Raw genomic sequence first — 15,051 nt, forward strand, 5'->3', positions numbered from 1 at the left:
CCCGACTCACTCATAACGTAGCGCCTCCGCAGGCTGGGTGCGCGCGGCACGCCAGGCTGGATACAGGGTGGCGAGGAAACTCAGGACCAACGCGGCGGCGCAGACCATCAACACGTCCTGGCTCTGCACTTGCGACGGCAGGTAATCGATGAAATACACGTCGGCGTTCAAGAACTTGTGGCCGATCAGCCCTTCGAGGGCCGAGATCGCGGCGCTGACGTTCAGCGCGGCGAAGATCCCGACCACGGCGCCGATCAGCGTACCGACCACACCAATGACCGTGCCCTGGACCATGAACGTCGCCATGATCGAGCCCGGCGTGGCGCCGAGGGTACGCAGGATCGCGATGTCGCCCTTCTTGTCGTTCACCACCATCACCAGCGTGGAAATGATGTTGAACGCAGCAACGGCGACGATCAGCAGCAACAGCAGGCCGATCATGGCTTTTTCCATGCGGATCGCCTGATACAGATTGCCGTGGGTGCGGGTCCAGTCGCGGGCGTAGTACTTGTCTTCGCCAAGCTGCTGGGCAATGGTCCACGCGGTGCGCGGCGCCTGGAACAGGTCGTCGAACTTCAACCGCAGGCCCTGGACCTGATCCGGTTGCCAGCGGTGCAGCTTCGCCAGATCCTGCAGGTTGGTCAGGCCCAGGTAGCCGTCCAGCTCACCGGCGCCGACATGGAAGATGCCGACCACGGTAAAGCGTTTCATGCGCGGGAACATCCCGGCCGGGGTCACGGTGACTTCCGGCGCGACAAACGTCAGCTTGTCGCCAACCGCCGCGCCGAGCTTGGCCGCCGCCTTGTCGCCGATGACGATGCCGAAACTGCCTGGCGCCAGGTCGTCGAGTTTGCCCTGCTGCATGAAGTTATCAATGATCGACACCTGCCGTTCCTGCACAGGGTCGATGGCATTGAGCAGCACTTTGGAAACCTTGCCGTTGTTGGTCAGCAGGCCCTGCATCTGGACGAAGGGCGCAACCGCCGTCACCTGCGGGTTCTGTTTAACCTTGGCGGCCAGGCTTTGCCAGTCGCTGATCGGTTCACCGGACTCGATGGTCGCGTGGGGCACCATGCCCAGCACGCGGGTGCGCATCTCATGATCGAAGCCGTTCATGACCGATAACACGACAATCATCACGACCACGCCGAGGGCGAGTCCGATCATCGAGGTCAGGGAAATGAATGACACAAAATGATTGCGACGCTTTGCACGGGTATAACGCGTGCCGATAAATACGAAGAGAGGTCTGAACATGTCGGGGCTTGTTCGGAGGGAAAAGGAACGTCCTTGTGGCGGGGGTCGATAACCAGCTTTACACTCAGACCACCGCCGCTACCATGGGTTCGCCATGTCGACATTAGATGAAGAAGATCGCCGCGAATACTACCGTATCGAGGACACGATCGCACTGGAAATTCGGCCCCTGTCTGCTCCCGAAGCCGCAGGCCAGGAAGTGTTGCAGGATGCTTCCCCGCTTTTCAACCTGCTCAGCGAACTGCACCTGAGCGAATTCGAGTCGCAACACCTGTTGCGCCAGATCAACGAACGCGACAGGACCATCGCCGCGTTCCTGAAATCACAGAACAAACGCATCGATCTGCTGAGCCAGGTGGTCGCCCTGACCGTGCTCGGACAGATCGGCGAACCGCAGCCGGTGATCATCTCCGAAGGCGGCATCGACTTTCAGCATCCGACGCCCATTGCCGTCGGCGCGCACCTGTCGGTCAAGCTGGTGCTGATGCCACAGGCCCTCGGCCTGTTGCTGCGGGCCCGCGTCACCCATTGCGACCGCAAGGGCGGCGGCTACGACGTCGGCACCGAGTTCGAATACCTGTCCGATGCCCAGCGACAACTGCTGGCCCGCTACATCTTGCAGCGACAGGCACAAGAACGACGCCTGGCGCGCGAACAAAACGAATCCGGCCATTAATTAAGGAAGAACCGTGACTCTCATCTACGGCCATCGCGGCGCCAAGGGCGAAGCACCGGAAAACACCCTGACCAGCTTTCAGCAATGCCTCAAGCACGGCGTGCGCCGCTGCGAACTGGACCTGCACCTGTCCAAGGACGGCGAGTTGATGGTCATCCACGACCCGACCCTCAAACGCACCACCGACCGCCGCGGCAAAGTGGCCGAACACACGGCTGCGGAACTGGTGACTTACGACGCGCGCAAGGGCGGCCCGGGCTGGATCAAACCCTGCCCGATTCCAACGCTGGAAGAATTGTTCGAGAAATGCGATTTCGAGCACTGGCAGCTGGAAGTCAAAAGCGCTTCACGCACCCGTGCCGCGACCACCGTGCTGGCGATACGCGAAATGGCCCAGCGTTTCGGCATGCGGGACAAGATCACGATCACATCGAGTTCACGCGAAGTGTTGAAAGCCGCGCTGGATCTGGTGCCGGACGTGTCTCGCGGACTGGTGGCCGAGTACGCCTGGCTCGACCCGCTGAAGGTCGCGCAAAACTATGGCTGTGAGATGCTGGCGCTGAACTGGACCCTGTGTACGCCGGAACGCCTGCAGAAGGCGCAGCGTCAGGGGCTGCATGTGTCGGTGTGGACAGTCAACGAGCCCGCGCTGATGCGCAGGCTCGCCGACTTCGGCGTTGACAGCCTGATTACAGACTTTCCCGGTTTGGCCAGCGCCACGCTCGAGAATTGCTGAAATCGGTTTCCCCGGCCGGCTCAGGCCACCGGCCGGAGCCGCTCAAAAAAGCCGGTTGAGGCCATCGTACGCCGCTACCCGATAGGCTTCGGCCATGGTCGGGTAGTTGAACGTCGTGTTGACGAAATACTTCAGGGTGTTCTGTTCGCCCGGCTGGTTCATGATCGCCTGACCGATGTGCACGATCTCCGAGGCCTGATAACCGAAGCAGTGAACGCCCAGCACTTCCAGCGTATCGCGGTGGAACAGGATCTTCAGCATGCCTTGCGGTTCGCCGGCGATCTGCGCGCGCGCCATGCCCTTGAAGAACGCCTTGCCCACTTCGTACGGCACCTTGGCCTGAGTCAGCTCCTGCTCGTTCTTGCCGATCGAGCTGATCTCCGGAATGGTGTAGATGCCGGTCGGCACGTCGTTGACGAAGCGCCAGCTGCCGTTGTCGACGATGCTGCCAGCGGCCGAACGGCCCTGGTCGTGGGCGGCACTGGCCAGGCTCGGCCAGCCGATCACATCACCGGCACCATAGATATTCGGCACGCAGGTGCGGTAGTTCTCGTCGACTTCGATCTGGCCACGGCTGTTGACCTTCACGCCGATGTTTTCCAGACCGAGCGCGTCGGTGTTGCCAGTACGGCCGTTGCACCAGAGCAAGGCATCGGCCTTGATCTTCTTGCCGGATTTGAGGTGCAGGATCACGCCGTTGTCCACGCCTTCGACGCGGTCGTAGTCTTCGTTGTGGCGAACCGTGATGTTGTTGTTGCTGAAGTGGTAGCTCAGGGCCTGAGAAATTTCCGAGTCGAGGAAGCTCAGCAACTGACCGCGGTTATCCACCAGCTCGACCAGTACCCCCAGACCGCTGAAGATCGAGGCGTATTCGCAACCGATCACGCCGGCGCCGTAAACGATGAGTTTGCGCGGGGTGTGGCCGAGGCTGAGGATGGTGTCGCTATCGTAGATACGCGGGTGATGGAAATCGATGTCCGCCGGGCGATACGGGCGCGAACCGGTGGCGATGATGATGTGCTTGGCCACCAATTTTTCAACCACGCCGTTGGCGCAGACCACTTCGATGGTTTGCTCGTCGGCGAAGCTGCCGGTGCCGAAGAACACATCGACGCGGTTACGGGCGTAGTAGCCGGTGCGCGAGGCGACTTGTTTGGAGATGACTTTTTCAGCGCTTTTCAACACGTCCGGGAACGAAAACCAGCGCGGCTCACCGATGGCCCGGAACATCGGGTTGGTGTTGAACTGCATGATCTGCCGGACCGAGTGACGCAAGGCCTTGGACGGGATGGTGCCCAGGTGGGTGCAGTTGCCGCCGACCTGGCGACGGCTATCGACCATCGCCACCTTGCGCCCTGCCTTGGCGGCGTTCATTGCCGCGCCTTCTCCCGCCGGGCCGGAACCCAACACCACCACATCGTAGTTGTAGACAGCCATGCGTACTCCTCAGAACAGGCCGCGGCGCCCTCGGCACCTGCGGCTAAATCACGCCGGTCTGCGGCGTGAAGGAACAATTTGGGGCCAGTGCAGAACCCGGACACAGTCTATAGAAGCGTCAACGCCGCGCACATTAACCCTTGGTCGCGTCGTAGGCTAGTTTTGCCTGCACTACAAAGCCATCGAAATATGCTTTTGATCCCGCAATCACTCGGTTTTATCACCCGCCAGGCGCTCAAACGCCTGATTGGTGCGTGTGACGAAACCTGTATCGGCACGAATCACAAAGAATGCAGCAATGTCATGCGCCTGGGCATAGTCCCATCCCCGTTCAGGCCCAAGAATCAGCAACAGCGTCGATAAGCCATCGGCCATCAACGCTGAAGGATGAATCACCGTGACTGACGCCAGGGTGTGCAGGACCGGTGCTCCGGCACGGGCGTCGAAGGTGTGGGAATAGCGCCGACCGTCCTGCTCGAAATAATTACGGTAGTCACCGGACGTGGACACGCCATAGCCGTCGACGGCGATGATGCGTTTGGCCACTTGCCGGTCATCGCGGGGTTCTTCCAGGGCGATGCGCCACGGTGAGCCGTCGAGTTTTTTGCCGACGGCCTTGAGTTCGCCGGTGGCTTCAGCGAGGTAGTCGTGGATGCCCAGCGCCTCGAGTTTTGCGGCAATCGTGTCGACCGCGTAACCGGCAGCGATGCTGTTGAAGTCGACCTCCACTGCGGCGTCCTTGCACAAGCGGTCACCGTCGATACGCAAATGACTGTGGCCGACGCGCTGCCGCACTTCGGCCAGCGCCTCGGCGCTCGGGACTTTTTCCTCACGCGCCTGCGGGCCAAATCCCCAGAGGTTGAGCAGCGGTTCCACCGTCAGATCGTAGGAGCCGTCACTTTGTAAAGACAAGCGCTCGCCGACGCGGACCAATTCGAGGATCGGCGCAGGCATTATCTGGCAGTGGTTGGCGGGCAAGTTATTGAAGCGCTCGATGTCGGAGTCACTGCGATAGGTCGACATTTGCCGATCGACATCAGAGAGGATTTTTTCGACCTGGACGCGGACTTCCGCCGGCGCGGGAAGACCGGCATGGCGCACGTATTGGATCGAATAGCTGCTGCCCATGGTCGGGCCGTCGAAGCGTTCCAGGCTGTCGCCGTTGCCACAACCGGACAAAACGCCGGCCAGCACCACAACTCCACTCCAGCGTCCAGTTAACAAATCTTCATCTCCCCTCAAAACCGCGCCCGCCATTATGGGCCTCGGAACGCACGGGAGCGAGGTCTGCCCCGGCGGCCAGTCAGATGCCACGCTTTCAAACAAGATCTACCAGAGTGAGTACCTACACATGTCTTCCAATACGAGCAAAGGCAAAGCGATTTTTCGCGTCGTCAGCGGAAACTTTCTCGAGATGTTCGACTTCATGGTCTACGGTTTTTACGCCACGGCCATCGCCAAAACCTTCTTTCCCGCCGATAGCGCGTTTGCTTCCCTGATGCTGTCGCTGGCCACTTTCGGGGCCGGTTTCCTGATGCGTCCGCTGGGGGCGATTTTCCTCGGGGCCTACATCGACCGTCATGGCCGCCGCAAAGGCCTGATCATCACGCTGGCGATGATGGCCGCCGGCACGGTGCTGATTGCCGGTGTGCCGGGTTACGCGACGCTGGGCATCGCGGCGCCGCTGATCGTATTGTTCGGCCGACTGCTGCAAGGCTTCTCGGCGGGCGTGGAACTGGGCGGTGTGTCGGTGTACCTCGCCGAAATCTCCACCCCGGGCCGCAAAGGCTTCTTCGTCAGTTGGCAGTCCGCCAGCCAGCAAGCCGCGGTGGTATTCGCCGGCCTGCTCGGCGTGGGTTTGAACCACTGGCTGAGCCCCGACCAAATGGGTGAGTGGGGCTGGCGCGTGCCGTTCCTGATCGGCTGCATGATCGTGCCGGCGATCTTCGTGATCCGCCGCTCGCTGGAAGAAACCCCGGAATTCCAGGCGCGCAAACACCGCCCTACCCTGCGGGACATCGTCCGCTCGATCGGTCAGAACTTCGGCATCGTCCTCGCCGGCATGGCGCTGGTGGTGATGACCACGGTGTCGTTCTACCTGATCACCGCCTACACCCCGACCTTCGGCAAAGCCGAGCTGCACCTGTCGAATCTGGATGCGTTGCTGGTGACGGTGTGTATCGGCCTGTCGAACTTCTTCTGGCTGCCGGTGATGGGCGCGCTTTCCGACAAGATCGGCCGCAAACCCCTGCTGCTGGCCGCGACGATTCTGGCAATCCTCACGGCTTACCCGGCGCTGTCATGGCTGGTGGCGAACCCCAGCTTCAGCCATTTGCTGATTGTCGAGTTGTGGCTGTCATTCCTGTATGGCTCGTACAACGGCGCCATGGTGGTAGCCCTGACCGAGATCATGCCGGTGGAAGTTCGCACCACCGGTTTCTCCCTGGCCTACAGCCTGGCGACCGCAACATTCGGTGGTTTCACCCCGGCGGCCTGTACGTACCTGATCCATGTGCTGGACAACAAGGCGGCACCGGGGATCTGGCTCAGTGGCGCGGCGGTACTGGGGTTGATCGCGACGCTGGTGTTGTTCCGTGGCAATCGGCATGCGTTGCGCGCGGCGCAAGCGGCTGTCATCAGAGGCGCTCACTAAAAGGAACGCAGTCAGGTGCAGAACCTGTGGGAGCGGGCTTGCTCGCGAAGAGGGAGTGTCAGTAAACACTGATGTTGCCTGACACACCGCCTTCGCGAGCAAGCCCGCTCCCACATTTAATCGGCGTGCCCCATGGGTTTTAGTTCGCTTCGGTCCGCATGCAGCCAAGGCGGCCCCTCTGCAAATCTGGCCTCCAGCCATGTCTTGAACGCCATGAGCGTCGGTATTCGATTTCAGATGAACAATATAGCCTTACTGCAGTTCATTGCTGCACACAGTGCAGCAGTCTGAAGCCCGTGGAAACAGGGCCACGGCAAGGGCCAGGATGATCAGTGCCACGGCGACGGCAAACGTTATCCGCATGCCGCTGGCGACGGCTGCGGCAGACGCGCTGGTGATGTCTGTCGTCGCCGAGGCAAGCGCAAACACCGCGCCCATCACCGAAGCTCCGGTGATCAGGCCGAGATTGCGTGACAGGCTGAGCATGCCGGAAATCACGCCGCGCTGGTCCGGGCGGATGTCGGTCATGATCGCGGTGTTGTTGGCCGCCTGAAACAACGCGTAGCTGGCCGTGATCACCGCGATGGGCGCGAGGTAACCGAGGAGGCCGAACCCCGCTGGCATCATTGATAAAGCACTCGCGCCGAGCGCCATTGTCGCGAGTCCGAGACGGGTCATGCGCCGAGTGCCAAAACGGTCCACCAGGCGACCGGCCGGCACGCCGGTCAATGCAGCCACCAACGGGCCGACCGACAAGGCGAAACCGACAAGTGCCGTGCCGAGGCCAAGCGCACCCGAGAGATAAAACGGCCCGACCACCAGCGTCGCCATCATCACCGTCGAAACGAGCGCGCTCATGGCCAGGCTGGCGCTCAAGCCCGGCTCGCGGAACAGGGGCAACCGGATCAATGGCGATGCCACCCTGGCCTCAACGAAGATGAAAATGCCAATACCGAAAACAGCCGTGAGCAGCAGCGCGATATTGAGCGGACCAAAATCGCCGTGCCCGAGCGTCATGGCCAGCGCATACGCCGCAAGCGTCAGCGCCAGCAACAACGTGCCTACCTTGTCGAACCCCACCCGCCCCGCTTTCGCCCGCTGAGCATCCGCCGGTAAATAGCGATACGCGAGCCAGATATTCAGAACACCCAGCGGCACGTTGATCAGAAAAATCGCCTGCCAGCCAACGCCGGCAATCAACATCCCACCGAGCGACGGCCCCAGCGTGGTGCCGATCGCCGACATCGTTCCGAGCAAGCCCATGGCGCTGCCGGCCTTCTCTTTCGGCACCGTTTCACCGACAAACGCCACGGTCAGCGCCAGCATGATCGCCGCCCCAAGCCCCTGCACCGCCCGGGCGCCGACCAGCCATCCAAGCGACGGCGCGACACCGCAGGCCAGCGATGACAAGGTAAAAATGGCGATGCCCGCCAGCAGCAAACGCCGACGGCCGAGCATGTCGCCGAGCCGTCCGACGCTGACGATCAGCGTGGTGATCGCCAACAGATACGCCAGCACAATCCACTGCACGTGTTGGAAGGAAGCATCGAACGCCTCGGCCAATGTCGGCAATCCCGCATTGGCGATGCTGGTGTCGAGTGAAGGCATCAACATCGACAGCGAAAGGCTGGCAAGCGCCCAGCGCACCGAACCTGATTGAGTGATGGATTTCATTATCTGGCCACGTCTGGAAGGTAGATCAGCAGCGTATGCCCGTGCGTGACAAGGCGGAAGACGCAGCATTTGCACTTGATAGATGCATTTGACGCCATGTCAGCCCCGCCCCGTGCTAACGTTGCGGCATGACCACTCCCGATCTCAATCTGCTGATTACCCTGGACGTGCTGCTCGCCGAAGGCAGTGTCGCCCGCGCCGCCCAACGACTGCGCCTGAGCCCCTCGGCCATGAGCCGGGCGTTGGCGCGGTTGCGCGAAACGACGGGTGACCCGCTGCTGGTCCGGGCCGGACGCGGCCTGGTGCCAACGCCCCGGGCGCTGGAATTGCGCGAGCACGTCAGTCGACTGGTGCAAGATGTCGAAGCCGTGTTACGCCCCGCCGAACAACTCGACCTCAAGCATCTGGCGCGCACGTTCACCCTGCGCACCAGCGACGGCTTCGTGGAAAACTTCGGCCCGGCACTGATCGCCCGCGTCGGTGAGGAAGCCCCCGGCGTGCGTTTGCACTTCGTGCAGAAGCTGAGCAAGGACAGCGCCGCCCTTCGCGACGGTTCCGTTGACCTGGACACCGGCGTGGTCGGTGGCACGACCAGCCCGGAAGTGCGCACTCGTGCATTGTTCGAGGATCATTTCATCGGCGTCGTGCGCACGGGGCATCCGCTGAGCGAGGGCGAGATCACTGCCTCCCGTTACGCCGCTGGCCGGCACATCCTGGTTTCACGACGCGGGCTCGACAAAGGTCCGATGGATGAGGCTTTGGAAGCGCTGGGACTGCAGCGGGAAATCGTCACCGTCGTCAGCGGTTTCTCGGCCGCCCTGGCGCTGGCTCGCGCCTCGGACCTGATCGCCACCGTGCCCGCCCGCCACACCCGAAACTTGCGTGCCGGCCTGCACAGTTTCGAGCTGCCGTTCGAGCTGCCGCCAATCACCATTTCGATGCTCTGGCATCCACGGATGGATGCCGATTCAGCGCATCGGTGGTTGCGTGAATGTGTTCGAGAGGTTTGTGCGTTGCCCTAAGGAATCTTCAACCCTTCCTTTTCTGAAGCCCTTTCAACCGCACACTCGCCCGCTGCGCCGCCGCCATTTTTTCCGGGCGCTTCATGCGTTTCCATTTTCTGATGTCGTCCTTGGTGCGACCACAACTGACACACAGTTCACCACTGAGCTGGCAAACGGCAATACACGGATTTTCGATGTCCTTGGCCACGTTCAACCCCGCGTCGAGCGCTTGGGCGCCAGGCGTTGCTGCCAGTTGCCGCCATTGGCGCGCTGACATTGTTCTTCAGAATCAAACTGCACATGGGCCGCGACCGGGTTGACGAGCACGTCCGCGTCTTCTAACGCCAACGCCGTCAGTTCAACCATGCGCTCGCCCTGCCCGCTCGCCAGCGCCTGGTCCTTGTTGGCCTGCGTATCGAAGACCCAAATCACCCGCAGGCTGGATGGAAAGGCGTCGTAATCGACTTCGTGGGTCAGCCAGCAGAACCCGACTATTTCCGCTTTGGCGGTTTCGCACGCCTCGGTCAGGGTGGCGGCCAGGCGACGTTCGAGGTGCGCCTGATCGCGTTTGCTTAAAGACATCGGGTGGGTCCTTGGGTGGTCGTCGGCAGAAAGGGCTCATCATACGATACCGTTCAGCGAAAAACGGCGGAGCAGTCCTGAATTTGGGTTGATCTGAAAGCTTCAGCGTCTGTGCTGTCGTCTTCGCGGGCAAGCCACGCTCCCACAGGTTTTGTGTTGAACTGGCTGTGATCTTTTGATCGGCCCCATCTCGACGGCTCAAGTAAAAGACTATCCCTATCACCCCCCAATACTCCCCCTATTAGCCGACTGCTTTATCGGGGTCTAACCTTACTGGAGCGCTGGCGCAAGCTGGCCGGTTGAGACCTGAGAAAAGATACGAATGAGTCAGAAAGCGTACTAGGCTTGCCGTGGGCCACCGTGCTGGCAACTCGATTGCCGCTATCCGGATTTCCCGTGTGACCACGACGATCAATTGATCGCACGGCTGCAGCCTATGTCATTGATTCCGCTCGTCGCTATTGCGTGCCCAACCCCGGGCCGGATAGCCGGATGAACACGACCAAAGGTAGCGCATACATGGCAAATGAATCGAAATGCCCGTTCAATCACGCCGCCGCTGGCGGTGGCACGACGAACCGCGATTGGTGGCCCAACCAACTGAATCTGAAGATCCTGCACCAGAACTCGCGGCTGTCGGACCCCACGGACGAGGGTTACAACTACGCCGAAGCGTTCAAAAATCTGGACTTTCAGGCACTCAAGCAAGACCTGCATGCACTGATGACCGACTCGCAAGACTGGTGGCCGGCAGACTTCGGCCACTATGGGCCGCTGTTTATTCGCATGGCCTGGCACGCCGCTGGCACCTACCGCGTCGGTGACGGTCGTGGCGGTGCCGGCTCCGGTCAGCAGCGCTTTGCACCGCTCAACAGTTGGCCGGACAACGTCAGCCTCGACAAGGCGCGCCGGCTGCTTTGGCCGATCAAGCAAAAGTACGGTCGCAACATCTCCTGGGCTGACCTGATCGTCCTCACCGGCAACGTCGCACTGGAGTCCATGGGCTTCAAGACCTTTGGCTTTTCCGGCGGCCGGCCAGACGTCTGGGAACCGGATGAGGCCGTCTACTGGGGCTCCGAAAACAAGTGGCTGGCAGGTGACACCCGCTACGAAAAAGACAAAAAAGAGCCCATGCAAGAACCCGGCGAAGGCCCTCTCGTCGCTGAGCCGGGGAAAAATGAGGACAGCCGCACCGAGGGCGGACGCAACCTGGAGAATCCGCTCGCCGCCGTGCAAATGGGCCTGATCTACGTCAACCCGGAAGGCCCGGAAGGCAAACCGGACCCGCTCGCTGCGGCGGTGGACATCCGCGAGACCTTCGGGCGCATGGCCATGAACGACGAAGAAACCGTGGCACTGATCGCCGGCGGCCACGCCTTCGGCAAAACCCACGGTGCCGGCCCTGCCGACAACGTCGGTCCCGAGCCCGAAGCCGCTGGCCTTGAACAACAGGGCCTGGGCTGGAAGAGCACCTTCGGCAGCGGTAAAGGCGGCGACACCATCACCAGCGGCCTGGAAGTGACCTGGACCACCACGCCCACCAAATGGAGCAACAACTACCTGGAAAACCTGTTCGGCTTCGAGTGGGAACTGACCAAGAGCCCGGCGGGTGCCAACCAGTGGACGGCGAAAGGTGGTGCCGGCGCGGGCATCATTCCGGATGCTCACGATCCGTCCAAGCGGCGTAATCCGACCATGCTGACCACGGACCTGTCGCTGCGATTCGACCCGATCTATGAACCGATTTCGCGGCGCTTCCTCGCCAATCCGGATCAGTTGGCCGACGCCTTCGCCCGCGCCTGGTTCAAACTGATCCACCGCGACATGGGCCCCCTCTCCCGCTACCTCGGCCCGGAAATGCCCAACGAAGTACTCCTGTGGCAAGACCCGATCCCGCCGGTCGACCACCCCTTGGTCAACGACAGCGACATCGCCGCACTCAAAGGCAAGCTCCTGGCCAGCGGCCTGACCGTCTCGCAACTGGTGTCAACCGCCTGGGCAGCGGCCTCCACCTTCCGCGGCTCCGACAAACGCGGCGGCGCCAACGGCGGACGCCTGCGCCTGGCCCCGCAGAAATCCTGGCAGGTCAACCAGCCTGATCAAATGGCAAGCGTGCTGGCGAAACTCGAGAGCATCCAGAACGAGTTCAACAGCGCACAAACCGGCGGCAAGAAAATCTCCCTGGCCGACCTGATCGTGCTGGCCGGTTGTGCCGGCGTCGAACAGGCGGCGAAAAATGCCGGCCTCACTCTCACGGTGCCTTTCACCCCAGGGCGGATGGACGCCTCGCAAGAGCAAACGGACGTGGAGTCCTTCGGCTACCTCGAACCCGCCGCCGATGGTTTCCGTAACTACCTCAAAACCCGCTACAGCGTACCGGCCGAAGCCTTACTGATCGACAAGGCGCAACTGCTGACACTCACCGCGCCAGAAATGACCGTGCTCATCGGTGGCCTGCGCGTGCTGAACACCAACGTCGGCCAAACCCAACATGGCGTGTTCACCAAGCAGCCGGAAGCGCTGACCAACGACTTCTTCAAAAACCTGCTCGACATGGGCGTGGAATGGAAACCGGTGTCGGAGGCCAATGAAGAGTTTGAAGGACGCGACCGCAAAACCGGCGACCTCAAATGGACCGGAACGCGCGTCGACCTGGTGTTTGGCTCCAATGCGCAGCTGAGGGCGCTGGCGGAGGTCTATGCCTGCAACGATGCGAAGGAGAAGTTTGTGAAAGACTTCGTGGCGGCGTGGGTCAAGGTGATGAACCTGGATCGCTTCGAGCTTATGTAACGCGAACGGTAATGCTGAAACCCGCAACGCCTCCCTGTGTGGAGGCGTTGTGCTTTTTGCTGATCGCAGGAAGAGATTAAGCGGGAGAGATCGTGGCCAGCGCACCAATCAAAATGGTCAACACCAGAAATCCACCCAGGAAAATTGCCATCTTGCCCATGAGGCCTCCTACGTTATGAGTTTGCGGTGCAGCGGTTACCGCCACTGCTGACCGTGCCGTCATTCTGAGCCGGAGGCTGGTTCCATAACAGATGCAGATAGCCCAGAAATAACCGTATCAGACTTCACGTGAACATGTAGGTGCTGCCGAAGGCTGCGATCTTTTGATCCACCCGATCCATCAATCCACTATAAATAACTTGGCGCCGCCGCTGGTGAACGACCGATGCCCTTCGGCATCGTTGCCCACTTGATAGCTCATTCCAGCAGTCAGCGTGAACTGGCGGCCATCTTCCAGTTCTGTGTGTAACTCACCTTCCAGGCACAACAGGATATGACCTCTCCAGCACCAGTGATCGGCCAGATATCCGGGACTGTATTCAACCATCCGCACACGTATCGAACCAAACTGGCAGGTCCGCCAATAGGCCATGCCCGTCTGGCCTGCATGCTCGACCGGTTCGATCTTCGACCAATCGGTAGTCCCGAAGGGGATGGCGGTAAGGTCCATTATTGCCTCATCAACTTGGAGTGAGTATGGACCCTATCAATCGGGCCACGCTGCCGATAGACACAGATGGCCCACATTTACGGAATACAGGCCCAAGAATAAACCCTGAAAACCAGTGATCCCGTCCGCCACCCTGGTGCGGTATTAATAGCGACCTAAAGCAGATCCTCCAAAGTGTCATATTGGTAATACTGGCTGTAATTCAGGACATCTCGCGGCGTCACCTTTTCCGGGAAAGGGCTGTACATCGGGTCATCGATCCGGTGGAACTTGAAAGTAGCGGGGGCCGCTCCGTCGGGTACGTAAGTTGCCGTGGGATGCTTCGCTTGCCATGCCGCCCACAGTCGGTCGACATTGCAATGATGCAGAAAGAAGACTGGATCGTTCGGCGAGGATGACAATCCCATATCACCACCGACCCACACATGGACGTTGTTGTGAATGCGTTCTTTGCCGGTCCATCCTTCGATGCAGTTGCGCGCGCCACCGGTGGATTGCGCCGCGTCATAGGGCGATTTGTCATACACGGCATTTTCCCGGATGACCTTGCGCACATTGGCTCGGCTGGGCAGCGCCCCACCGCCACCCAAATAACGCGCCAGGGGGCGGTTTACCCGGTCCAGTTCCAGGGTGCGGCCATTGCCCATCAGTCGCACCCGCCACTTCCCGTCCACGAACTGTCCAAGGTACTGATTCGACCAGATGAGTGAAGTCCTGGGGTCCTGAAGTTCCGCGTCAGCGTTCCAGTCCCAGTACGGGATTCGGAAGTGCGGGTCGCTTACCGCTTTACGCAGCAACGCTTCCAGCCGCACGAGAAAGTAGCGGTGCCACGGCAAAAATGATGGGCCTCCATGCGCAGCGTTCCTGGCCATCTGCCCGGCAGGCGTTGAAATCATCATGGCCCGGTGGTGCCAGGCCACCAAGGAGTCATAAATCGAGAGATTGGCCTGCCCGGGCCAAGGATTCTGCGCGGGATCCTTGAGCCGCTTCACCCCTTCGACGTATTTCTGAAGCGCCGCGAGATCTTTGACAGCATTAGACCTGATCATGATGTGCTCCATGGTCATGATGGGCGGGATGGTCGGCGTGCTCTCCCCCGTCGCCCTCGCCCTTGGCGAAGGACTCGGGATAGGCATCGATCACCGCGGTCATCAAGTCGAGCGCCGATCCGTAAGAAACGAATGGGGTGGCGTGCGTATGGACCTGGCCTGCATCGTCTACAAACAGATGCGCCTGCACCGGTGCCCCATCAACCTCCACCTGGTAGGTGGTCACGATCCGGACAACGTGCCCTTTGTGGTTAATCTCGCGAACCGTCCTGGCCTCATGGCCTGCATGCGCGTCCACGTATTCGGGAAACTGCTCCCTGATCCACGCAGGGTGGATTTTGTCAGGATCGGTGATGGATATCTCGGCGAGAGCCGCGATGTCGGGCGGGCTCAACAGCACGTTGGCATTAGTCGCCGTGGGTTCAGGGCTGGAGACATTTTTCCTTGTCATGATTCCTCCTGGAGTGCGCCCCCGGGCGATTGCCCGGACTGGCAGGAGAAAGTGTAGTTGGTCGCCGGCAGG

At 60.9% G+C, this 15,051-nt stretch carries 14 protein-coding genes; 5 read left to right on the forward strand and 9 right to left on the reverse strand.

Annotated features, from left to right (window positions below):
- Window positions 1-6: 6 nt before the first annotated feature.
- Entirely contained in the window at window positions 7-1,257 is a 1,251-nt protein-coding gene (locus PSH64_RS19525; RefSeq protein WP_105346760.1) for a lipoprotein-releasing ABC transporter permease subunit, read from the reverse strand.
- 94 nt (window positions 1,258-1,351) lie between these two features.
- On the opposite strand from PSH64_RS19525, the gene PSH64_RS19530 reads away from it, so the two are divergent.
- Together PSH64_RS19530 and PSH64_RS19535 are read left to right on the forward strand one after the other, a co-directional pair.
- Window positions 1,352-1,933, forward strand: a complete 582-nt coding sequence (locus tag PSH64_RS19530) for a PilZ domain-containing protein (RefSeq protein ID WP_305411961.1) — start codon at window positions 1,352-1,354, stop codon at window positions 1,931-1,933.
- Window positions 1,934-1,946: 13 nt separating this feature from the next.
- Window positions 1,947-2,669 carry a glycerophosphodiester phosphodiesterase family protein gene (locus PSH64_RS19535; protein ID WP_305478284.1) on the forward strand — a complete coding sequence of 241 codons (723 nt, stop codon included), beginning with the start codon at window positions 1,947-1,949 and terminating at the stop codon, window positions 2,667-2,669.
- Window positions 2,670-2,711: 42 nt separating this feature from the next.
- Here the strand turns inward: PSH64_RS19535 and sthA are convergent, their stop codons facing one another.
- Together sthA and PSH64_RS19545 are read right to left on the reverse strand one after the other, a co-directional pair.
- Entirely contained in the window at window positions 2,712-4,106 is a 1,395-nt protein-coding gene (gene sthA, locus PSH64_RS19540) for a Si-specific NAD(P)(+) transhydrogenase (protein WP_105346766.1), read from the reverse strand.
- Window positions 4,107-4,313: 207 nt separating this feature from the next.
- Complete coding sequence (locus PSH64_RS19545) at window positions 4,314-5,363, reverse strand: FAD:protein FMN transferase (RefSeq protein ID WP_305478286.1); 1,050 nt, start codon at window positions 5,361-5,363, stop codon at window positions 4,314-4,316.
- Between the two features lie 94 nt (window positions 5,364-5,457).
- Here PSH64_RS19545 and PSH64_RS19550 point away from each other — a divergent pair, with 94 nt between their 5' ends.
- On the forward strand, window positions 5,458-6,759 hold the full coding sequence (locus PSH64_RS19550) for an MFS transporter (RefSeq protein ID WP_305478288.1): 1,302 nt from the start codon (window positions 5,458-5,460) through the stop codon (window positions 6,757-6,759).
- Window positions 6,760-7,011: 252 nt separating this feature from the next.
- Here PSH64_RS19550 and PSH64_RS19555 read toward each other — a convergent pair whose 3' ends face one another.
- Window positions 7,012-8,433 carry an MFS transporter gene (locus PSH64_RS19555; RefSeq protein ID WP_305478290.1) on the reverse strand — a complete coding sequence of 474 codons (1,422 nt, stop codon included), beginning with the start codon at window positions 8,431-8,433 and terminating at the stop codon, window positions 7,012-7,014.
- A gap of 128 nt (window positions 8,434-8,561) precedes the next feature.
- On the opposite strand from PSH64_RS19555, the gene PSH64_RS19560 reads away from it, so the two are divergent.
- Window positions 8,562-9,455 (forward strand): LysR family transcriptional regulator, encoded by an 894-nt coding sequence (locus PSH64_RS19560; RefSeq protein WP_305478292.1) that lies wholly within the window; start codon window positions 8,562-8,564, stop codon window positions 9,453-9,455.
- 7 nt (window positions 9,456-9,462) lie between these two features.
- Here the strand turns inward: PSH64_RS19560 and PSH64_RS19565 are convergent, their stop codons facing one another.
- The gene (locus PSH64_RS19565; protein WP_105346777.1) at window positions 9,463-9,645 is read right to left on the reverse strand and encodes a DUF1289 domain-containing protein; all 183 of its coding nucleotides are present in this window, start codon (window positions 9,643-9,645) and stop codon (window positions 9,463-9,465) included.
- Window positions 9,646-9,647: 2 nt separating this feature from the next.
- Entirely contained in the window at window positions 9,648-10,019 is a 372-nt protein-coding gene (locus tag PSH64_RS19570; RefSeq protein WP_305478294.1) for a hypothetical protein, read from the reverse strand.
- A 492-nt stretch (window positions 10,020-10,511) separates the two neighbouring features.
- On the opposite strand from PSH64_RS19570, the gene katG reads away from it, so the two are divergent.
- Window positions 10,512-12,809: a catalase/peroxidase HPI gene (gene katG / locus PSH64_RS19575; RefSeq protein ID WP_305478295.1), complete on the forward strand. Its 2,298-nt coding sequence runs from the start codon at window positions 10,512-10,514 to the stop codon at window positions 12,807-12,809.
- Window positions 12,810-13,149: 340 nt separating this feature from the next.
- On the opposite strand, the gene PSH64_RS19580 is transcribed toward katG, so the two are convergent.
- The 3 genes from PSH64_RS19580 to PSH64_RS19590 form a co-directional block, all read right to left on the reverse strand.
- Window positions 13,150-13,479 carry a DHCW motif cupin fold protein gene (locus PSH64_RS19580; protein WP_305478296.1) on the reverse strand — a complete coding sequence of 110 codons (330 nt, stop codon included), beginning with the start codon at window positions 13,477-13,479 and terminating at the stop codon, window positions 13,150-13,152.
- A gap of 155 nt (window positions 13,480-13,634) precedes the next feature.
- Window positions 13,635-14,528: a tyrosinase family protein gene (locus PSH64_RS19585; RefSeq protein WP_105346792.1), complete on the reverse strand. Its 894-nt coding sequence runs from the start codon at window positions 14,526-14,528 to the stop codon at window positions 13,635-13,637.
- Window positions 14,515-14,979, reverse strand: coding sequence for a hypothetical protein (locus tag PSH64_RS19590; RefSeq protein ID WP_105346795.1), 465 nt, complete (start codon window positions 14,977-14,979; stop codon window positions 14,515-14,517). Before PSH64_RS19590 ends, PSH64_RS19585 begins: the two co-directional genes overlap by 14 nt.
- Window positions 14,980-15,051: the final 72 nt, after the last annotated feature.

The sequence above is a fragment of the Pseudomonas sp. FP1742 genome (assembly GCF_030687145.1).
Classification (GTDB): Bacteria; Pseudomonadota; Gammaproteobacteria; order Pseudomonadales; family Pseudomonadaceae; genus Aquipseudomonas; species Aquipseudomonas frederiksbergensis_D.